The sequence below is a fragment of the Chryseobacterium sp. GW823-FHT05E08 genome (genome assembly GCF_058795655.1).
The window spans coordinates 171,808-191,842 of record NZ_JBXAHY010000004.1; the positions used below are offsets into that span (position 1 = coordinate 171,808).

At 34.2% G+C, this 20,035-nt stretch carries 18 protein-coding genes, 1 tRNA gene and 1 other RNA gene; 10 read left to right on the forward strand and 10 right to left on the reverse strand.

Annotation, left to right across the window (positions count from 1 at the left end; genetic code table 11):
• Positions 1–5: 5 nt before the first annotated feature.
• Both AC1Q7L_RS14940 and ruvB read right to left on the reverse strand, forming a co-directional pair.
• Complete coding sequence (locus AC1Q7L_RS14940) at positions 6–614, reverse strand: FMN-binding negative transcriptional regulator (protein WP_492306912.1); 609 nt, start codon at positions 612–614, stop codon at positions 6–8.
• Positions 615–901: 287 nt separating this feature from the next.
• Complete coding sequence (gene ruvB, locus AC1Q7L_RS14945) at positions 902–1,924, reverse strand: Holliday junction branch migration DNA helicase RuvB (protein ID WP_072412642.1); 1,023 nt, start codon at positions 1,922–1,924, stop codon at positions 902–904.
• Between the two features lie 200 nt (positions 1,925–2,124).
• On the opposite strand from ruvB, the gene hutI reads away from it, so the two are divergent.
• From hutI to AC1Q7L_RS14960, 3 genes are all read left to right on the forward strand, one after another.
• On the forward strand, positions 2,125–3,348 hold the full coding sequence (hutI, locus tag AC1Q7L_RS14950; RefSeq protein WP_492306911.1) for an imidazolonepropionase: 1,224 nt from the start codon (positions 2,125–2,127) through the stop codon (positions 3,346–3,348).
• A gap of 95 nt (positions 3,349–3,443) precedes the next feature.
• A complete protein-coding gene (gene hutG / locus AC1Q7L_RS14955; protein ID WP_492306910.1) occupies positions 3,444–4,364 on the forward strand; it encodes a formimidoylglutamase in 921 nt (306 codons plus the stop codon).
• A 134-nt stretch (positions 4,365–4,498) separates the two neighbouring features.
• On the forward strand, positions 4,499–5,791 hold the full coding sequence (locus tag AC1Q7L_RS14960) for an aldehyde dehydrogenase family protein (RefSeq protein ID WP_492306909.1): 1,293 nt from the start codon (positions 4,499–4,501) through the stop codon (positions 5,789–5,791).
• 82 nt (positions 5,792–5,873) lie between these two features.
• Here the strand turns inward: AC1Q7L_RS14960 and pyk are convergent, their stop codons facing one another.
• From pyk to AC1Q7L_RS14985, 5 genes are read right to left on the reverse strand one after another with little or no spacing between them, the layout of a single operon-like run.
• Positions 5,874–7,319 (reverse strand): pyruvate kinase, encoded by a 1,446-nt coding sequence (pyk, locus tag AC1Q7L_RS14965; RefSeq protein WP_410693628.1) that lies wholly within the window; start codon positions 7,317–7,319, stop codon positions 5,874–5,876.
• Positions 7,312–7,785 (reverse strand): IPExxxVDY family protein, encoded by a 474-nt coding sequence (locus AC1Q7L_RS14970; protein ID WP_410693627.1) that lies wholly within the window; start codon positions 7,783–7,785, stop codon positions 7,312–7,314. The genes pyk and AC1Q7L_RS14970 overlap by 8 nt, the downstream gene beginning before the upstream one ends.
• Positions 7,763–8,521, reverse strand: a complete 759-nt coding sequence (gene rnc, locus AC1Q7L_RS14975) for a ribonuclease III (protein WP_410693626.1) — start codon at positions 8,519–8,521, stop codon at positions 7,763–7,765. Before rnc ends, AC1Q7L_RS14970 begins: the two co-directional genes overlap by 23 nt.
• 9 nt (positions 8,522–8,530) lie before the next feature.
• Positions 8,531–9,775, reverse strand: coding sequence for a beta-ketoacyl-ACP synthase II (gene fabF / locus AC1Q7L_RS14980; protein ID WP_492306908.1), 1,245 nt, complete (start codon positions 9,773–9,775; stop codon positions 8,531–8,533).
• A 35-nt stretch (positions 9,776–9,810) separates the two neighbouring features.
• Positions 9,811–10,050, reverse strand: coding sequence for an acyl carrier protein (locus tag AC1Q7L_RS14985; protein WP_002976354.1), 240 nt, complete (start codon positions 10,048–10,050; stop codon positions 9,811–9,813).
• A gap of 410 nt (positions 10,051–10,460) precedes the next feature.
• Here AC1Q7L_RS14985 and AC1Q7L_RS14990 point away from each other — a divergent pair, with 410 nt between their 5' ends.
• Together AC1Q7L_RS14990 and AC1Q7L_RS14995 are read left to right on the forward strand one after the other, a co-directional pair.
• Positions 10,461–11,357 carry an oxidoreductase gene (locus tag AC1Q7L_RS14990; RefSeq protein ID WP_492306907.1) on the forward strand — a complete coding sequence of 299 codons (897 nt, stop codon included), beginning with the start codon at positions 10,461–10,463 and terminating at the stop codon, positions 11,355–11,357.
• A gap of 71 nt (positions 11,358–11,428) precedes the next feature.
• On the forward strand, positions 11,429–12,232 hold the full coding sequence (locus tag AC1Q7L_RS14995; RefSeq protein ID WP_492306906.1) for a helix-turn-helix domain-containing protein: 804 nt from the start codon (positions 11,429–11,431) through the stop codon (positions 12,230–12,232).
• On the opposite strand, the gene AC1Q7L_RS15000 is transcribed toward AC1Q7L_RS14995, so the two are convergent.
• Positions 12,229–12,957, reverse strand: a complete 729-nt coding sequence (locus AC1Q7L_RS15000; protein ID WP_492306905.1) for an AAA family ATPase — start codon at positions 12,955–12,957, stop codon at positions 12,229–12,231. The genes AC1Q7L_RS14995 and AC1Q7L_RS15000 overlap by 4 nt on opposite strands.
• 213 nt (positions 12,958–13,170) lie before the next feature.
• On the opposite strand from AC1Q7L_RS15000, the gene AC1Q7L_RS15005 reads away from it, so the two are divergent.
• The gene (locus AC1Q7L_RS15005; RefSeq protein WP_492306904.1) at positions 13,171–14,127 is read left to right on the forward strand and encodes a beta-1,6-N-acetylglucosaminyltransferase; all 957 of its coding nucleotides are present in this window, start codon (positions 13,171–13,173) and stop codon (positions 14,125–14,127) included.
• Between the two features lie 128 nt (positions 14,128–14,255).
• Here the strand turns inward: AC1Q7L_RS15005 and ssrA are convergent.
• Together ssrA and AC1Q7L_RS15015 are read right to left on the reverse strand one after the other, a co-directional pair.
• Positions 14,256–14,654, reverse strand: a transfer-messenger RNA (tmRNA) gene (gene ssrA / locus AC1Q7L_RS15010).
• Between the two features lie 129 nt (positions 14,655–14,783).
• A complete protein-coding gene (locus AC1Q7L_RS15015) occupies positions 14,784–17,927 on the reverse strand; it encodes an FIDD domain-containing protein (RefSeq protein ID WP_492306903.1) in 3,144 nt (1,047 codons plus the stop codon).
• Between the two features lie 387 nt (positions 17,928–18,314).
• Here AC1Q7L_RS15015 and rpsU point away from each other — a divergent pair, with 387 nt between their 5' ends.
• The 4 genes from rpsU to AC1Q7L_RS15035 all read left to right on the forward strand — a co-directional run bounded on the left by rpsU (position 18,315) and on the right by AC1Q7L_RS15035 (position 19,957).
• On the forward strand, positions 18,315–18,512 hold the full coding sequence (gene rpsU, locus AC1Q7L_RS15020; protein WP_066754938.1) for a 30S ribosomal protein S21: 198 nt from the start codon (positions 18,315–18,317) through the stop codon (positions 18,510–18,512).
• 85 nt (positions 18,513–18,597) lie between these two features.
• Entirely contained in the window at positions 18,598–19,485 is an 888-nt protein-coding gene (locus AC1Q7L_RS15025) for a tyrosine-type recombinase/integrase (RefSeq protein ID WP_492306902.1), read from the forward strand.
• Positions 19,482–19,772: an HPF/RaiA family ribosome-associated protein gene (locus tag AC1Q7L_RS15030; protein ID WP_410693599.1), complete on the forward strand. Its 291-nt coding sequence runs from the start codon at positions 19,482–19,484 to the stop codon at positions 19,770–19,772. Before AC1Q7L_RS15025 ends, AC1Q7L_RS15030 begins: the two co-directional genes overlap by 4 nt.
• Before the next feature lie 111 nt (positions 19,773–19,883).
• Positions 19,884–19,957, forward strand: a tRNA-Thr gene (locus AC1Q7L_RS15035).
• Positions 19,958–20,035: the final 78 nt, after the last annotated feature.

The following is a 20,035-nucleotide window of genomic DNA, read 5'->3' on the forward strand; positions in this document are numbered from 1 at the left end:
TAAAATTATTTAATATTTTTCATTCTTTCAGCAATCTTTTTTCCATTTTCGTCTGTATTTTCAAGATTGGAAATAATGTTCTGAAAGTCCGCTTCTTTTCTGTTTTGAGACAGTTTTTGTTGAATAAATATCTCAGTCGGAATTATTTTTAACCCAAAAGCTCCTTTCATTTCCTTTTCCACAAATTCCCGTCCCATTTTCTCTACAAACATCGGGCATTTCTGAAAATTCTCATACTTGGCAGTTAATTTTTCAAGATGATTGTAAAGTTCTTCCTGATTCATTAATTCTACTTTTCCGTAGATCTGAACTGCTTCATAATTCCATGTTGAAACATTCACATGATCGTACCAACTGCTGGAAATATAAGTATGAGCACCCAGAAAATCACATAAAACTTCGTCGCCGTTCTTCAATGTTTTCGCCTGAGGATTTGCTCTGGAAATATGGGATTCAATATAAATATTTTCAGGATCATCTTCATTAAGCATCATCATCGAATGAGTTGCTCTGATCTTGTCGACCGAAGAAATAAGTAAAGCAAAAGCATTTTCTTTGATGATTTGTTTCATCAAATTATAGTCTTCACTTCGGTATATTTTAGGTATGAACATTTTTATTTAAATATTGAAAAATAAATATATTAATAACACGCTGAAAGTTATAATTATAAAATTTAGAATTAAGGAAAATTTATTTCTTTCAGTAAAAATAAGTTGAATACTGAAATCTATTACTAATAAAGTCACTATTAAGCTAAAAGAAAGAATAAGCATAAAAAGCCACCCGCCTTCAAAATCTAAATTGATAGTATACTTCAAAATAGAAATGATAAATATTAATATGCAAAAAATATTTAATGGAGTGAATTTTAAATTTGTTAATAATGACTTCATATTAATTAAAATAATTCTCCCGGATTTCTAGGAATGGCAATATTCAAATGTTTATATGCTTTGTCAGTAACTTCTCTACCTCTTGGCGTACGAATAATAAACCCTTCCTGAATCAAAAATGGTTCATAAACCTCCTCCAAAGTTTCAGGGTTTTCGGCAATGGATGTCGCCAAAGCTGAAATTCCGACAGGCTTACCTTTGAAATTTTCAATCATGACACGCATAATTTTGTTATCCATTTCATCCAGTCCGAATTCGTCTACATTTAAAGAATTCAGGGCGTATTTTGTGATATTAATTTCAATTTCGCCATTTCCTTTTATTTCAGCAAAATCTCTAACTCTTCTTAAAAGAGCATTCGCAATTCTCGGAGTTCCGCGACTTCTTCTTGCAATTTCAAGGGCAGCATCTTCATAAATTTTTATTCCTAAAACTCTCGCACTTCTGATAATAATCATCGATAAAAGTTCAATAGAATAATATTCCAATCTGCTTTGAATCCCGAATCTTGCCAACATTGGTTTTGTCAGCATTCCACTTCTGGTTGTTGCTCCCACCAATGTAAAAGGATTCAGTCCGATCTGTACACTTCTTGCATTCGGGCCTGTTTCAAGCATGATATCAATCTTAAAATCTTCCATCGCCGAATACAAATATTCTTCTACAATAGGAGAAAGACGGTGGATTTCATCAATAAAAAGCACGTCGTTTTCTTCAAGATTAGTCAATAATCCAGCTAAACTTCCCGGTTTATCCAAAACAGGACCGGAAGTTATTTTACAGTTTACCCCAAGTTCATTGGCGATAATATTGGATAGAGTAGTTTTCCCAAGGCCGGGTGGGCCATGCAAAAGAACATGGTCTAGAGCCCCGCCACGTTTTTTTGCAGCAGTAACGAAAACTTCAAGATTTTCTAGTGTTTTTCTTTGCCCTGCAAAATCTTTAAAGCTCTGCGGACGAATTTGTTCTTCCTGTATGAGCTCTTCATGGGAGTAATTTTCTTTATCTGGATGTAAAAAATCTGGCATTAATTCATTTCATTTACCTCAAAGATAGGAAAAATTGAGGTTAAGATTAGGGTTGAGGTTGAGATTATTTAAGGTTGAGATTTGGGGCAGGCCTATCATTGGGAAAGGGAATGTTTATGTTTTAAAAGATTGAGATATTTTAAGTATTTTTGAGATGAAAAATTTTAATTAAAACAGACTTTTAGTCTTAATAATAAATAATGAAACTTATAGGACCTTTCAAGCAGGTTGTAACACTTGCCAATCTTCCGTTAAGAGGAAAATTATCTGACGAACAATTAGAAATTATTACCGATGGAGGAATTCTAGTGAATGACAACAAAATTCAGAGTGTTGGAAATTTCGAAGAATTAAAATCTGAAAATCAAAATATAGATATTGAAAAAATAGAAGGCGAACAAATTGTTCTTCCCGCTTTTGTAGATTCTCACACCCATATTTGCTTTGGTGGAAATCGTGCGAATGATTTCGCTATGAGAAATGCCGGAAAAACATATTTAGAAATTGCAGAAAGTGGAGGTGGAATCTGGAGTTCTGTTCAACATACAAGAAAGGCTTCTGAAGAAGAATTATTAAAAACTTTATTAGAAAGAATCGATTTTCTACTCTCATTAGGAATTACCACAATTGAAGTAAAAAGCGGTTATGGTCTTGATGTAGAAAACGAATTGAAGATGCTCCGAATGATCAAAAAAGCACAGGAACAAACTAAAGCGACTTTGGTTCCGACTTGTCTTTCCGCTCATTTAAAACCTAGAGATTTTGAAGGCAGTAATCAGGAATATTTAAATTACATTATCACCGAAATTTTACCAAAAGTAAAAGAAGAAGATTTAGCAAAACGTGTTGATATTTTCATTGAAAAATCAGCATTCCAGCCGGAAGAAAGTAAAGATTTCTTACTTAAAACTAAAGACTTAGGTTTTGAAATTACGGTTCATGCAGATCAATTTACACCCGGAAGTTCAAGAATTGCGGTTGAAGTTGGTGCGAAATCTGCAGACCATTTGGAAGCTACAATTGATGAAGATATTGAGTTTCTAGCTCAATCGAACACGGTGGCAACAGCTCTTCCTGGCGCGAGTTTAGGATTAGGAGAAAAATTTACTCCGGCCAGAAAATTATTGGATGCAGGAGCAATTTTAGCCATTGCAAGTGATTGGAATCCCGGTTCTGCACCGATGGGAAATTTAATTACTCAAGCTTCAATTTTAGCAACTTTTGAAAAATTAACAACAGCAGAAGTTTTGGCGGGAATAACTTTCCGTTCAGCATTTGCTCTTGGTTTGGAAGACAGAGGAAGATTAGAAAACGGCTTGAAAGCAGATTTTGTAACTTTTAAAACAAACAACTTCCAAAATGTTTTATATAATCAAGGAAGTTTAAACGCTGAAAATATCTATATTGACGGAAATAAAATTTAAAATAACCAACCATACACATCGTCATTTTGTAAGAAGCTAAATTAACCAAATCGAGTTTTTATCAACATGACAGCAACACACAAATTATTAAAAAAATGAGCAATATTTGGCAAGGTAGATTTGACGGAGAAGAAGCTCTTTTCCACAGAATATTTCAAAGAGTAAGAGAAGAAAGTAATTACGACAGTATTTCAACTAATGATTTCGTTTTACACGGTTTTGCCGTAGATGAGGGTGTTAGAAGGAATAAAGGAAGGCTGGGAGCAAAAGATGCTCCGGATGTCATCAGAAAAAATATGTCTAATTTTCCTGTAATTCTTCCTGACTTTTCATTACTTGATTTTGGAAATATTACCTGTGAGGATGGAAATTTAGAAAATACTCAAAATAACCTTGCAAAAAATGTCTCGAAAGTTCTTTTAAAAGGTGGAAAATCACTTGTTTTGGGTGGCGGACATGAAGTGACTTATGCCCATTATCTAGGTGTAAAAACAGCTTTTCCTGAACAAAAAATCGGAATCATTAATATTGATGCTCATTTTGACAACAGGCAGCCTGAAAATGGAGTAGGACCGAGCTCAGGAACCGGATTTTGGCAGATCGCTCAGGAGGGTGAGATCAATTCTTTACACATCGGAATTCAGAGAAATTCAAATACACTTAAATTATTTGATACAGCTCATCAATACGGAATGAAATATATTCTTGCAGATGGATTATTTTTTGAAAATCTTCCGTCAATTTATCAAAGAATTGATGATTTATTAAATGAGGTCGATTTTGCTTATCTCACCATTTGTATGGATGTTTTTAACGCTTCGATTGCGCCCGGAGTTTCAGCAGCGGCATACAACGGAATCTTTGCTGATGCAACTTTTATGCATTTTTACAGACATATTTTAAAGAATCCAAAACTGATCGCATTAGATGTTGCTGAGGTTAATCCGAGCCATGATATTCAGGACAGGACAGCAAGATTAGCGTCTTGTCTGGTGAACGAATGGTTTATGGTATGACATAACTAATATATTCAATAGAAAAAATCATTATTTTATTTAATCTAAAGGAACTAAATTTGTTGCTTTGATCATGCTTTTAAGAGAAAAGCATTTATAAATTCATTATTTGAATTTAAATTGAGAATTACGTTATGGAACAATTAATTGAAAACAAGCTTATTAAAGCTGACTTGGCTTTTTCGAGTTGGAAAAAGGTGTCGTTTGAGGAAAGACAAGGATTAATCAGAAAAGCTGCTGAAATTTTAAAGAATAATTCTGAAAAATTTGGAGCAATCATTACCACAGAAATGAATAAACCGATTTCACAATCGATTGCTGAGGTGGAGAAATGTGCTTTAATGATGAATTATTATGCTGATGCAGAAAATATTTTAAAACCAGAAAAAATTGATTCTGAATTTACGTATTCTGAAGTTCATTATGCTCCAAAAGGAGTGATTTTAGGAGTAATGCCTTGGAATTTTCCTTTCTGGCAGGTCTTGAGATTTGCTGTTCCTGCAATTTTGGCGGGAAATACGGTTGTTCTGAAACATGCTTCAATTTGTTTCGGAAGTGGAAATGCTATTGAACAAGTTTTATTGGAAGCAGGTTTTCCGGAAGGTGTTTTCCAAAACTTGGAGGTTGGACATAAAGAAGTAAAAGGAATTCTTGAACATGATATAGTAAAAGGAGTAAGTCTTACGGGTAGCGGGAAAGCTGGAGGAGAAGTAGCTTCAATAGCAGGTTTAAATATCAAAAAATCTTTACTTGAATTAGGTGGAAGTGATGCTTTTATTATTTTTGAGGATGCTGATCTTGATAAAGCTTCAAAAGAAGGAGTGAAATCGAGACTTCAAAATTGTGGACAAACTTGTACTGCTGCAAAAAGATTTATTATTGATGAGAAAATAGAAGATGAGTTTCTCCCGAAATTCATTGTAGAATATAAAAAATACATTCCTTCAGATCCGATGGATAAAGAAACGTTGATCGGAGGAATGGCAAGACCTGATTTAGCGGATGATCTTGAAAATCAATTCAAAAAAGCTTTAGAAAATGGTGCTGAAATTATTATTCCATTAGAGAGAATTTCTGATACGGAATTCAATCCGGGATTAATAAGAGTACAGGAAGGAAATCCAATTTTACAGGAAGAATTATTTGGACCACTTGGAATGATTATGACTTTTAAAAATGATGATGAAGCCTTGCAGATGGCCAATGATATTCCTTTCGGACTTTCTAATTCAGTTTGGACAAATAATAAAGAGCGTCAATCGTTTTTCATTGAAAACTTAGACTCAGGAACGGTAAATGTCAACAGAATGACAAGTTCTGACCCGCGTTTCCCTTTTGGCGGAACAAAGGCTTCAGGATATGGAACAGAGCTTTCATTGCATGCTTTAAAAGAGTTTGTGACTGCTAAAACGATTGTAGGAGATTAATATTTTAAATGATTATATTTTTCAGATATAAAACAAAAACTCTCGAGAATATCGAGAGTTTTTAATTTTTGTATGATTGAGATTAAACCGTAGTCAATCTTAATGTATTCGTTTTTCCGCCCTCGTACGATGGAGTAGCGTTGATGTTGATTACGAAATCTCCAGTTTCAATATAACCGTGGTTGTGTGTCAACATATTTACTTGGATAATTGTTTCGTCCGTAGGTTTTTTCATATCATAGTAATAAGCACGAACTCCCCAAAGTAGGTTCAACATCGTGATTACTCTTTTATTACCACTGTAAACAATGATATGAGAATTTGGTCTGTGTGCCGAAAGTTGGAAAGCCGTATATCCAGAATGCGTTAAAGTAACAATCGCTGAAACGTTTGTAGTTTTTGCAATTCTGACAGCAGCAAGACATACTCTGTTTGTGATGAATCTCTCATCAATACAGTTGTAGTCTTTTTCCATTGGCTCGTTTTTGTGTTGATAGAAGCTTGTCTTCTCAATATTCAATACAATTTTAGCCATATTTTCAACAACCTGAATTGGGTATCTACCCACAGAAGTTTCTCCTGAAAGCATTACCGCATCAGCACCGTCCAATACAGAGTTGGCAACATCATTTACCTCCGCTCTTGTTGGAGTTAAACTGTTGATCATCGTCTCCATCATTTGAGTTGCGATAATAACTGGCTTAGAATAGAATCTTGCTTTTTCAACCAAGTTTTTCTGAATTGCAGGAACTTCTTCCATAGGAACTTCCACACCTAGATCTCCACGAGCAACCATTAAACCGTCACATTCCAATAGGATTTCGTCGATGTTCTTAACACCTTCAGGCTTTTCAATTTTAGCAATAATCGGCGTTTTGAATTTTCCGTTTGGATGCTTTTTGATAAGTTCTTTTAAGTCGATAATATCTTGTGCGTGACGAACGAATGACAAAGCGATCCAGTCAACCTCCATGTCAAGCATGAAATTAGCATCCTGAATATCTTTTTCCGTCAAAGCTGGAAGAGAAACGTTCGTATTAGGAAGGTTAACTCCCTTTTTAGAACTCAAAGGTCCCCCTTGAATTGTTTTAGCTTTTACTGTATCTATTTTGTTGGTTTCAATAACCTCCAACATTAGTTTTCCGTCGTCAATAAGGATTTTCTCTCCAACATTTACATCCTGAGGAAACTGTTGGTAAGTCATGTAAACCTTTGTAGAATCTCCTTCCATCTTTTCGTTGGTGAAAGTAAGAATGTCTCCAGGATTAAGATAAGAACCCTCTTTTACAACTCCAACTCTTAATTTAGGACCTTGTAGATCTCCTAAAATACTTACAGAATATCCGTGTTCTTTATTAAGCTCTCTAATAGTATCAATATTAGTACGAACCAAGTCGTAATCTGCGTGTGAAAAATTTATTCTAAAAACGTCAACACCTGCTCTCATAAGTCCTAACATAACTTCTTTCGATGATGAAGCCGGCCCAAGTGTTGCGATAATTTTTGTCTTCTTTAAATGCTTATTCATAATACTGGATAATTTGATAAAGTTCTTCCTCAGAACTTAGTGTATAATCTTGAATTGGAAAAACAAGATTTTCAGGGAGCAAAATTACGGAAAAATCAGGAAACTGTTCCGAACTATGCAGAATATATTCTACATCTACCTGATTATTTAATAAAAATTTAATATTCTCTTCTTCTGTAAAGAGCTCAGTTTGTAATTTTTTTTGTCTACTTTCTGATGATCTGTTGGAGATGAAAGTAAAGCAAGTCTTTGTAAACTTGTGGTATGCCTCAAATCTTGGAAAATGATAATCAAAATAAGCTCCATGAAGGATCACATCTTTCTTTCTTGAAAAAGTAAGATCATTATCTCGATTTATTTTAAAAAAAAACTCATGATCGGGTATATTTTTCGCTAATCTTACCAATCCTATGGCAATATCTTCAAATTCTATATCGTCTAGATCATAAAGTTTTTGGATTTCCAAGTATGTTTTCTTTTTTGTTTAAAATATAAAATGCCCTCTGCGCTGCCTTCTCTTCTGCTTTCTTTTTGGAGGTTTCCGTGGCATTGGCGATTTTTTCTTCTCCAAGCCAGACATGGCATCGGAAGATGATCGCTTTATTTACCTGGATTTCCTCACAAGTTTCGTACTTTATATTCAATTTCTTCTTCTGGCTCCATTCGAGCAGAAGACCTTTGTAGCTTACAATCTTATTTTCAAGCTTATTTATTTCGGATGGTGTTAAAAGTCTTTCCAAGATGATCTTCTTACAGGTATCATAATGAAAGTCCAGATAAACAGCACCGATTAACGCTTCAAATAAATTTCCGGAGATATTTTCACCTAAAGCCACAGAGTTTTGTTTCAGCAAAAGGTCTGTAAGTTTTAAGTCTTCACCTAATTTATTAAGATTTTTCCTATTAACAATCTTAGATTTCATTTGTGTTAAGTATCCTTCATTAGCCTGAGGATAAGCTTGAAACAAATGACAAGAAATAATTGTACCCAAAACAGAATCTCCCAAAAATTCAAGTCTTTCGTAATTGCTGTCTTGATTTTTAGAAGAGCTTTTCAAAGAAAAAGCTTCGCGGTAAAGAGCAACATTTTGTACCTCAGCACCTAGCACTTTGTTCAAGTGAGTACTAAGGAAAGAATCTCTTTCCGATAATTTTTTTCTTTTTTTGAGAAGGAATTTAGAAATGTATTTCTTTAACTCCATTCAGTAAATTTAGATTTTCGTAAATAGAACGCAAGCATTGTGCCCACCAAATCCAAAAGTATTACTCATGGCTACTTTTACGTCTTTCTTCGCGGCTTCGTTAAATGTAAAATTAAGTCTGCTGTCGATATTTTCATCATCAGTAAAATGGTTGATGGTTGGAGGAACGATACCATGAATAATAGTTCCTAACACAGCAATAGCCTCAATAACTCCGGCTGCACCCAAAAGGTGGCCTGTCATTGATTTTGTAGAATTGATCTGAATGTCGTAAGCGTGCTCACCCAATAATTTTGAGATTGCGCTAGATTCTGCAACGTCTCCTAATGGAGTAGATGTACCATGCATGTTGATATGATCTACTTCATCAGCAGTTAACCCTGCATCTTCCAAGCAATTTTTCATTACTAAATAAGCTCCTAAACCTTCAGGATGTGGTGCCGTCATGTGATGTGCATCTGCACTCATACCGCCACCTTTCAATTCTGCATAGATTGTTGCTCCACGTTTTACCGCATGCTCATATTCTTCAAGGATAATAGTTCCTGCACCTTCACCTAATACAAATCCATCTCTGTCTTTATCAAAAGGTCTTGAAGCTGTTTGTGGACTATCATTTCTTGTTGAAAGAGCCATCATAGCATTAAATCCGCCAACACCACTTGCTGTAACGGCAGCCTCTGAGCCTCCGCATACAATCACGTCCGCTTTTCCTAACTGGATCAGCATTTTTGAATCAATAATGGCATTTGCAGATGAAGCACAAGCAGAAACAGTAGTATAATTCGGTCCGTGGAAACCATACTCAATAGAGATATGTCCAGGAGTAATGTCTGCAATCATTTTAGGAATAAAGAAAGGGTTAAATCTCGGAATATCCGTATTTGCCCAACCTAAAACTTCTGTTTCAAAAGTCTCTAAACCTCCGATTCCGGAACCCCAAATTACGCCGACTCTGTTTTTATCTACATTGTCTTCCATTATTCTAGAATGTGCAACTGCCTCTCTGGCAGCTACCATTCCAAGTTGTGTATTTCGGTCCATTTTCTTTGCTTCTTTCTTATCGAAATGTTGCAATGGATCGAAGCCTTTCACTTCGCAAGCGAACTTTGTTTTGAAGTTTGTGGCATCAAAAAGAGTAATCGGAGCAGCACCGCTCTCACCTTTAAGAAGATTTTCCCAGTATTCTTTTGCATTATTTCCAATCGGTGTTATTGCGCCAAAACCGGTTACAACTACTCTTTTTAATTCCATAAACTTTTTAAATTTTCTTTTTGTTGAAGAGAATATTATTTATTTACTACTTCTTCGATATAAGCGATAGCGTGCCCTACAGTAGTAATTTTTTCAGCTTGATCATCAGGGATTTGAATGTTAAATTCTTTTTCAAATTCCATAATTAGTTCAACTGTATCCAATGAGTCAGCTCCTAAATCGTTAGTGAAGCTAGCTTCAGGAGTTACTTCTGTTTCTTCAACGTCAAGCTTATCAGCGATGATAGCTTTTACTCTTGATGCAATGTCTGACATAGTAAATTATTTTTTTAATTGTTAGATTCTGCAAATATATAAAATTCTTTACGATAAAACATTTTTTTAGTCTTTTTTGTGGGTAGACTATCCGTATTTTATAGTTCAGAGATTTAGTCTTTTCGTTTTCAGTGGGTTATATTTTAATATTTTCAAAGGTTGTATTATTAAATAAATGTCATGCCTCATCTATCTGTAGCATTGATTTGGTTTTTAGGCTAAAAACAAGCTGATATGGTTTTAAAATATTCTAAGAAGTGAAATTTTAGATCATATTAATATTTATTAAAACTTTATTAAAGTGGATTCTTTTTTTTTGAATGACTCTTTTAACAAAGCATAATTGAGCTTTTTAACAAAACAGAGTTGTCTTGATTTGATGGAAATTTGTATCAATAAAATTAGATACAATGAAAAACGTTTGGTTCATAACAGGAAGCTCAAAAGGTTTAGGAAAAAGTCTTGTTGAAGCAGTATTATTAAAAGGAGATTTTGTAGTTGCAACAGCAAGAAATCCTGAACAATTAAAAGATTTATCTGAACAATATCCCGATCAGTTGCTGACTTTACAGTTGGATGTACAGGTAAAAGAGCAGATTTATTCCGCGGTTGAAGAAGCGATCAATCATTTCGGAAGAATTGATGTTTTGGTGAATAATGCGGGTTTCGGAATTACAGGTGCAGCCGAAGCATTTACAGGTGAACAGGTGAGAAATCAGCTTGAAGTTAACCTTTTTGCACCCATTGAAGTCACAAGAGCAATCTTGCCACACATGCGTAAACAACGTTCCGGACGTATTTTGCAAATAAGTTCTGTTGGTGGAAGAGTAGGGAATGCCGGACTTTCTATTTATCAGGCTGCAAAATTCGGGCTTAGTGGTTTTTCTGAATCTTTAAATAAAGAAGTTTCTCCTCTGGGAATAAAAGTCACTTCAGTTGAGCCGGGAGGTTTCCGTACCGATTGGGCTGGTGCTTCGATGAGTTTCGCGAAAGATGTTGAAGGTTATGAGGCTACTGTTGGCGGGATAAAAGAGCATCTAACTTCAGGGAAATTTCTTCCGATGGGTGATCCTGCAAAAGCTGCAAAAGTAATGGTTGATTTAGTAGATCATCCGAATCCGCCTGTTCATTTGGTTTTGGGTAGTGAAGCTGCGGCTATTTTGAAAATGGCTGATGAAAATAGAAAAGAAGAATTTGAAAAATGGCTGGATGTGACCGTTTCAACGGATCATGATGATGCAGAAAATATTTTTGAGTCTGAATATGGGAAACAATATTTAGCTCATAAAGGAATTAATTTAGAATAATAACATTTCAATGATGGGGTGAGTTGATTTTCAGCAACCTCATTGTTGATTTTAATTATATTTGTATTTAGATGAAATCTACAAGAGAAAATTTGGGAAATATTGTTTATTCCTGCTACAGTCAGTTGAGCAGGCAGGGTGAACATTTTGTTTCCGATCATGTTTTGAGCTATCAAATTGCGGGAGATCTGACGTTTAATGATGGAATTAATGATTATTCAGCAACAGATGGTTCGATACGTTTTTTAAGAAGAAATCAATTATTAAAATTCACGAAAATTCCTCCTGCTAATGGAGATTTCAAGTCATTATCAATATATCTCGATCAGCAAATATTAAAAGATTTCAGCTTGGAATATGGTTTTACTTGCGAAAAAAAACAATTAAACCAGCCATTATTATTGATCAACGAAAATGTTTTGTTGAAAAACTTTATGGAATCTTTGTTGATTTATCAATTATCAGATCAGCTTTCGGATAAACGTTTGGTAGAATTAAAAATAAAAGAATTGCTCATTTTATTGCTTCAATATGATCCGGAATTAAAAAATATTTTGTTTGATTTTAATGAGCCTGGTAAAATTGATATTGAAGCTTTTATGAATAAAAATTATCACTTTAATGTCAATCTAGACCGTTTCGCTTATCTAACAGGAAGAAGTTTGGCGACTTTTAAACGTGATTTTGAAAAAGTTTTTAATGCCACGCCCGGAAAATGGCTGCTTCAAAAAAGACTTCAAGAGGCTCATTATCTTTTAGAGAAAGGAAAAATGGCATCAGATATTTATATGGATCTTGGTTTTGAAGATCTTTCTCATTTTTCGTTTGTATTTAAAAAACAATATGGACTTTCGCCGAGTAAAATTCTGTCTTAAATATCATCATCGTCATTGAATAAGTGTCGGAAATATAATTCCGGAGCATCAAGAAAGTTTTTTGTGATCTGATAATGCTCGGTATCTTTATAATGAATAGGTTCAAGGTTATTATCTAAAGAATAAATAGTTGCGCCCGGATAACTTAATAAAATAGGAGAGTGGGTTGCAATGATAAACTGTGCTTTTCCAGTTTTTTCTAACTTATGAATTATGGATAACAACGCAAGCTGACGTTGTGGCGAAAGAGCAGATTCAGGCTCATCCAAAATATAAATGCCTTTATCAAAATGATTGTGGAATAATGCTAAAAATGCCTCACCGTGAGACTGTTTGTGTAAAGATTTTCCACCATAGGCATCCAAAATACGGGCATCACTTTCGGCGACTTCATCGATATAAGTTGCAAAGTTGAAAAAACTTTCGGCTCGCATAAAAAATCCCTGATTTATTTTTGTTTTCCATGACAAAGTAAGAAAATCGGATAGTGTATTTTCTGTTTTATGAAAGTCATAGTTGTGATTTCTGTTGCCTCCAGATAGATTAAAATCACATTTATCTGCAATACTTTCCATTAAAGTTGATTTTCCGGTTCCGTTCTCGCCAACAAAGAAAGTGACGTTGGTTTTAAATTTTAAATCCAATCCATTTTCAAAAACAGGAAGATCGAAAGGGAATTCTTTCGGATGATTTTCTTTTAGGTAAATTCGTGATAAATAGCTCATTTTGTTTTGAAGTCAATATTTTTTAATGAATGTATATCTAATAAAAATGTGCCAGAATATAAACAAAATATTGTTTTCTATAGCAATAATTGAATGTAATCAATTAAATATTAATAATAGAAAGCTTGTTTAATTATCGTATATTGATAAAAATGTCTATTAATACTTTATAAAATAAGTTGTAAACATTCATAATTTTAAAAATAATATAAAATGAAAAATGTTTACATAGGTGGAAGCAATGAGCAAATTGATTTTTCCATAAAGCCTATTAGCATTGCGTATTTGATCTTGGTACATCGTTTACCTGATCAATTCAAAAGACTTTTTACAGCTATTTACGAGCCTACAAATTTCTACCTTATTCATATAGATAAAAAAGCAAGTCTGGAAATTGGTGAAGAAGTAACAACTTTCCTCGAAAAATATCCGAATGTGCACATTCTTAAAAGTGAAAATGTAATTTGGGGAGGGTACAGTATGGTTCAGGCGGAGTTAGATGGAATGAATTATCTGCTGAATATGGATGAAAAATGGGATTATTTCATTAATCTCAGCGGACAGGATTATCCATTAAAATCTCAAAAGATCATCAAAGATTTTTTATCTAAAAACAATGGTAAAAGTTATATAAAATTTGCTGATCAGGAAAAGGTAAGACCTGAAACAATGAACAGGATCGAAAATTATTTTGAAGAATCCGGAGATAATATCTCAGATAAGACTCATAAAAGAGAGTTTATGAAAGATGTAATTCCATATATTGGAGGACAATGGATGATCTTAACAAGAAACTGTTGTGAGTTTATCTGCAACAGTACTGAAGTGAAAAAATTCGAAGATTATTATCTCAATACTCTTATTGCTGATGAATCGTTCTTTCAAACCGTTTTGATGAATACTTCGTTTAATGGAATTTTGGTTGATGATGATAAAAGAGCGATTATCTGGATTCCAGATGGAGATATCAAATTACGTCCAAAAACTTTCACCGAAACTGATTTAGATTTTCTACAAAAAGGCGATCATCTGTTTGCTAGAAAGTTTGATGATAATGTTGATGATAAGATAATTAACAGTATTGAACTTCAATACAATGATCCTATTAAAATACTAGCGAAAGTGACTGATGTAAAAAGTATTGGTAAAAGTGTAAGCCACTTGAATTAAATAAGTAAAAGATTATTTTTAATATTAATATAAGCTTTGATCAATTTTGGTCAAGGCTTTTTTATTGTGAAATGTTTGATAAATAAAAAAAACGTTGCAAAATATTTTAATTATATTTTACAACGTTTTTGTGGAGTTGGAGGGATTCGAACCCTCGTCCAAACAAGCAATACATAAGATTTCTACATGCTTATTCTGCTATTGATTTTCGACTGGAGGCAGAGAGCAGACACCCAACTTCCAGCTTATCTTCTGAGATTTTCGAGTTTTAGCCAAAGTATCTAAAACCTTATTTCTACATTCCTATATCTCAGGATCAAACGCCGTAGAACGGAGCATTTGTGAGACATCTTGCTTCCTTACTATCTTCGGGAAAGCGCTTGAATCTTACTTTATTCGGATTAAGCTGCAAGAGCGAACTCTTCGTTGCCAGTTAAAAGTTTGTAGCAAGGGATTAAAGAGATCGCGCTACGGTTCTCTGCATGCTTACTTACCCATTGACCTTGCTGTCGAAACCAGTCAACCCCATTAGATAAGATTGCAAAGATAATTTTTTTTGTTTAAATATGGTTAATAATAGACAACGCATTTTTAAGAATGTAGTTTTAATCAATAAAAAATGTCAGAATTTGCATCCTGACATTTTAAAATTTATTCTAATCTCTATTTTTAAGTAAAACCCAGCCTGAGAGTTGAACTGGCTTTTTAGTGTTGCGATCTTCCCAGAATAATTTATACCAATAAGTTCCTGTCGGTAATGGTCTTTCTAAATATCGTCCGTTCCAGATAGGATTTTTTGTGCTGGCATTAAATACAGACTTTCCATATCTATCAAATATACTTCCTTGAAAATTTCCGTATTTGCTGATTTCGCTGAAATCAATAACATCATTTTTACCATCACTGTTTGGAGTGATAACGTTAGACATGAAAAAAGTATAATATTCCATGTCGGAATAACAAAGCGCACCTCTGCTTTTTACTCTGATTGAATATTGGGTGTTTCTGAGAACATTTGTAAAAATATTTGAATTCTGCCAGCTAACTCCTCCGTCAATAGAATATTCTAGCGGTAAATTTCCATAATTTTTCACATTGATTGTTAAAATATTATCCTTATAAATTACTTCCAGAATTTCTGGAGTTACAGTATAAGAAACCGTAGCTGTGAATGTTTTAGAACAAACTCCATTGCTGATGGTTACGGTGTAAGTTCCTGCTAATTCGGTTGTTATTGTTTGTGTTGTAGCTCCTGTACTCCAATTATAGGTGTAATTTGGTCCTGACCCTGCATCTAAAGTTGCCTTGTCGCCTTTACACATTTCAACATTACGTAAGGTAGAAACAATTTCAGGAACAACTTTAATTGTAATTGATGCTGGAGTTTGAGCAGTACAGCCATTAGCGCCAATCCCCGTCACAGTATAGGTTGTCGTGGTTGTTGGAGAAACAGTTTGAGTGTTTCCATTACCTGTAAGACCTGTCCAGGTATATGTAACTCCTCCGGAAGCGGTAAGTACAACAGATTCTCCTTGACAAATGGTAAGCTTTGGAGCAGTAATAGACAAAATGGGAGGCGTTGTGTTTTTTATTACGTTTACAGAACCTTGTTTAGTACAACCTAATGAGCTGGTGATAGTGAGTGTATAAGTTCCACTATTGTTTACGGTTGGAGTTAAAGTATTAGCACCTGATACAATGGTTCCACCACCAGTTGCAGTCCATAAAAATGTGCTTCCTGATTGATATACAGAAGAAGTTGCGTTTAACATAACTTGTGAATTGGTGCAAGTAATTTGCAATGGAGTATCAATATTTACAACAATAGCCGGACTCATTGTTACAGTTACGGATTTTTGATATTGACATCCTGTAGGTGTAGTAACTGTTACTGTGTAAACTCCTGAAGCTGTTACTGTATTCGTTGCTGTACTTGCCCCGTTTGACCATGAAAATGTATTTCCTGTACCATTCGCCGTGGCTGTTAAAACTGTCGAAGCGCCATCGCAAGGTGTTAAATTACCTGTAATTTGAACATTTGGATCTGTAGTTTGAGTAATTGTAATTGATACAGGATCACTCGTACAATTTCCGTTATTATTGGTTAAAGTATAAGTTCCTGCAGTATTTACGGTGATACTTTGGGTATTTTGCCCTGTTGACCAAGTATTTCCTGTAGGAAAATTAGAGGTCAAAGTAATTATATTGTTGGTACAGATAAGATTTGAAGAAGCTGTAATTGTTGCAATTGGTTTTTGATTGACAATTAATTGTAATTCCGCAATTTTTGAACAGGTTGCAGATTTTACTCTTACATAAATCATTGCATTTCCTGAAGTGTAGGTCGTTGGGGCAGAGATCGTATTTGTATTTCCAGCTAAAGCATCTGCCTGATTAATATAATAATCAAAATTAATACCCGATGTTGTGCTGATATTTGGCTGTGCTGAGGTAAGGTCAAAAACTGCCGTAGTAGAACTAGAAGCTGAACATTGAATTAAGCTGGTATTCTGTACAGTCGGAACAATTCCCTGCGTTACCGTGACCGATTTTTGATACTGACAATTCCCTGGAGTTTTTACAGTTACGGTATAAGTTCCTGCCATTGAAACAGAAATGCTGTTTCCTGTTGCTCCATTTGACCACGTATAAATGTTTCCTGTTCCATTAGCTGAAGCTGTAAGTTGTGTCGGAGATTCACATAAAACAAGATTTCCGGCAATTTGCACATTCGGATCTGTATCTTGAGTAATGACAACAGAAGCTTGTGGGCTTGTACAGGTTCCGTTAGTATTTATTAATGTATAAGTTCCGGGTGCGGTTATGGTGATAGATGGTGTTGTTTCTCCGGTAGACCATGTATTGCCTGTACTAATGGTAGATGTCAAAGTGATATTACCATTAGGACATAGGGTTGTGGTAGGAGTATTTATAATAACAAAAAAAATATTATCTTTAAATATAAAGGAGCCAGTTTGTCTACATGAATTAAGGATATTATTGGGATTATTTGGATCAGAATAATTTATAGCGTAATAATATATATTACTTGTATTTACAATTATTGGAGTTGTTATTGGGTTACTGTTTGTGGCAGCATCATTTATATCTGAAAAATAAGAAACTGAAAAATTTCCATTTCCATTTAAAATTCCTGGGGATAAGGTACTGAAATCAAACGCTGTATTGGTATTACAGGTAGGTATTTCTCTCGGTGAGCCAGCATTTGGACCTGGATTTCCAGGAGCAATGAAAGGATTGGGAGCTAAGGTAGAGTTATTAAACGGTGAAACAAAAGTTGCCGTTCCTCCCCAATTTAGATTAAAAGTGTAAACAGTTGTAGACCAATTATCAATGTATAAATAATAAGTTTGTCCGGCAGTTACATCCATATACTTACAATATGGAGGAGTATTCCCCCCTCCTGATGAGACATTAGTATTGATCATATTCATACCTGTATCCCCAAAATTTCCTGATGCGTTACATCTTATAGGGTTTCCCTTGTTGGAACAAGTTACATTGGGTCCATAGATAGCCCAATCATAATCTACCGGACCTGTTGGTATAAGGTCAAACGTTAGGGTTCCGCTTGTTGCCACTGTGAATTTATACCAAACGGAATGATGCTCTCCTGAAAATAAGCATCCTCCAAGAGTTTCAGTAATACTTCCGACCCCGGAAGGAGTGTAATTTATACTGGAGTTTCCACATACTGTAATTGCTGAGATGCAGTCTTCTTGAGCAAAAACAGATAAATGGAGAATGAATAAAACTGAAAATAATAGTTTTTTAATCATTGGTAATCGAGTTTATATAGAGGATAATAAGTAAGGGGTTTAGAAATAGAAAATTTATTGTTTTCTTTAAAGAGAAAAAGCTAGGTAGATGAAAATAATTTGGCTTCCATACTTATTTGAATGTTAGTTTTTTGCAAAAATAAATAAAATAACAATATATAAGGAAGATTAATTTTATTTTAATAGGTTATTTTATCATTTAGTTGTAATATTTTCTGTTTTTAAGTTAATTTTTTAGGATAAGCATAAAGTTTTTTATAGTTGATTAAGCCTAATAAACGCTCCAAATAGATTCTTTTCCAGATAAATTTTAAATATTAATTAAAATAAAATTTTGTGGCTTAAGATAAAATGTATACTTTTGCAACTCAAAATGAGATGTAAAATATGTTAATAATTCCTGTAAAAGATGGTGAATCCATCGATAGAGCACTAAAGAAATATAAAAGAAAATTTGATAAAACGGGTACAGTTCGTCAATTGAGATCTAGACAAGCGTTTATCAAGCCTTCTGTAAGTTTAAGACAGTCTAAATTGAAAGCTGCTTATAAGCAAAGAGCACTTAGCAAGGAAGAACAGGCTTAAGAATTTTTTTTCTTAAACACATACTAAATTCACTTCTTAAATACTATATTTGAGGAGTGAATTTTTTCGTTTACGTCCTTCATCAATGTTAGATAAATTTTTAGAATATTTACAGTTCGAGAAGAGATATTCTCCTCACACCATTACAAGCTATAAAAAAGACCTTGAGGATTTTTCTCATTTCTATCTCAAAACAGAATCCTCCGAAGATATTTCCAAAGCAAACAAAAAAGTCATCAGAAATTTTATTGTTGAGCTCAGCGAAAATAATATTGCCAAGAGAAGTATCAACAGAAAACTCTCTTCACTCCGAAGTTTTTACCATTTCCTTTTAAAAATAGGCGAAATCAAGGTTTCTCCTACTGAAACTGTCTCTTCCCTGAAATTTTACGCAGAGAAGCAAATTCCCATGTCTAAAGAAGAAATGCAGGATCTTAATGATCAGGTTTTTGATGAAAAGCACGATATTCTCGAAAAATGCATCATGGAAGTCTTGTATCAGACAGGAATTCGAAAAGCTGAACTTTGTGGCTTGATATTTGAGAATGTAGATTTAGGCAGAAACGACCTCAAAATTGTAGGAAAGGGAAATAAAGAAAGATACATCCCAATTTCCGAAGATCTCGCCAATCTGCTTAGAAGTTATTTAGAAATAAGGAAACCACAGACCGAGCACGAATTGTATTTTTTCGTCAGCAAGAAAGGCAAAAAACTCAATGAAAAATTTGTTTATGTGGTAGTTAATAAGTACCTTAGTCTTATAACAACAAAAGAAAAAAGAAGTCCTCACATCCTTCGTCATAGCTTTGCTACACACGTTTTGGACAATGGGGCAGAGATATCGAAAGTAAAAAAAATATTAGGACATTCCAGCCTTGCAAGTACTCAAGTCTATACGAATGCTAATATCGAACAATTGAAAAAAGTGTTTAATCAGGCTCATCCAAGAGCGTCTAAAAAAGAAGAATTATGAAGATCACAGTACAGTCAATTGGTTTAACTCCACACGAACCACTAGAGTCACACATTGAAAAAAAAGTAAGTAAACTTGAAACGTTTTACGACAAAATTCATGAATGTAAAGTGTTTTTAAAAGTAGAGAACAATGCAGATAAAATAAATAAAACAACCGAGCTTATTTTGGCTGTTCCGGGCGATGATATCGTCGTAAAAAAGACATCTGCAACTTTTGAAGAAAGTTTAGACCTTTGTGTTGATACTGCTAAAAAGCTACTAATCAAGAAAAAAGAGTTGGCATAGAAAAAAAAGATAAAAAAAGTCATAAAAAAATTTGAGAATTCAAAAAAACCGTTCTATCTTTGCAATCGCAAAAAGGGAGCAGCGTTCTTTTGAATTCTTTTTGATTTTAATGCCTCCATAGCTCAGTTGGCTAGAGCAGCTGATTTGTAATCAGCAGGTCGTGGGTTCGAGTCCCTCTGGAGGCTCTTTAATATAAACATTCGGGAAGATTCCAGAGTGGCTAAATGGGACTGACTGTAACTCAGTTGCTTCGGCTTCGCAGG

Coding starts and splice junctions, on each gene's coding strand:
- AC1Q7L_RS14940 (WP_492306912.1), bottom strand. CDS start 614: ATGTTCATACCTAAAATATACCGAAGTGAAGACTATAATTTGATGAAA.
- ruvB (WP_072412642.1), bottom strand. CDS start 1,924: ATGCCAGATTTTTTACATCCAGATAAAGAAAATTACTCCCATGAAGAG.
- hutI (WP_492306911.1), top strand. CDS start 2,125: ATGAAACTTATAGGACCTTTCAAGCAGGTTGTAACACTTGCCAATCTT.
- hutG (WP_492306910.1), top strand. CDS start 3,444: ATGAGCAATATTTGGCAAGGTAGATTTGACGGAGAAGAAGCTCTTTTC.
- AC1Q7L_RS14960 (WP_492306909.1), top strand. CDS start 4,499: ATGGAACAATTAATTGAAAACAAGCTTATTAAAGCTGACTTGGCTTTT.
- pyk (WP_410693628.1), bottom strand. CDS start 7,319: ATGAATAAGCATTTAAAGAAGACAAAAATTATCGCAACACTTGGGCCG.
- rnc (WP_410693626.1), bottom strand. CDS start 8,521: ATGGAGTTAAAGAAATACATTTCTAAATTCCTTCTCAAAAAAAGAAAA.
- fabF (WP_492306908.1), bottom strand. CDS start 9,775: ATGGAATTAAAAAGAGTAGTTGTAACCGGTTTTGGCGCAATAACACCG.
- AC1Q7L_RS14985 (WP_002976354.1), bottom strand. CDS start 10,050: ATGTCAGACATTGCATCAAGAGTAAAAGCTATCATCGCTGATAAGCTT.
- AC1Q7L_RS14990 (WP_492306907.1), top strand. CDS start 10,461: ATGAAAAACGTTTGGTTCATAACAGGAAGCTCAAAAGGTTTAGGAAAA.
- AC1Q7L_RS14995 (WP_492306906.1), top strand. CDS start 11,429: ATGAAATCTACAAGAGAAAATTTGGGAAATATTGTTTATTCCTGCTAC.
- AC1Q7L_RS15000 (WP_492306905.1), bottom strand. CDS start 12,957: ATGAGCTATTTATCACGAATTTACCTAAAAGAAAATCATCCGAAAGAA.
- AC1Q7L_RS15005 (WP_492306904.1), top strand. CDS start 13,171: ATGAAAAATGTTTACATAGGTGGAAGCAATGAGCAAATTGATTTTTCC.
- AC1Q7L_RS15015 (WP_492306903.1), bottom strand. CDS start 17,927: ATGATTAAAAAACTATTATTTTCAGTTTTATTCATTCTCCATTTATCT.
- rpsU (WP_066754938.1), top strand. CDS start 18,315: ATGTTAATAATTCCTGTAAAAGATGGTGAATCCATCGATAGAGCACTA.
- AC1Q7L_RS15025 (WP_492306902.1), top strand. CDS start 18,598: ATGTTAGATAAATTTTTAGAATATTTACAGTTCGAGAAGAGATATTCT.
- AC1Q7L_RS15030 (WP_410693599.1), top strand. CDS start 19,482: ATGAAGATCACAGTACAGTCAATTGGTTTAACTCCACACGAACCACTA.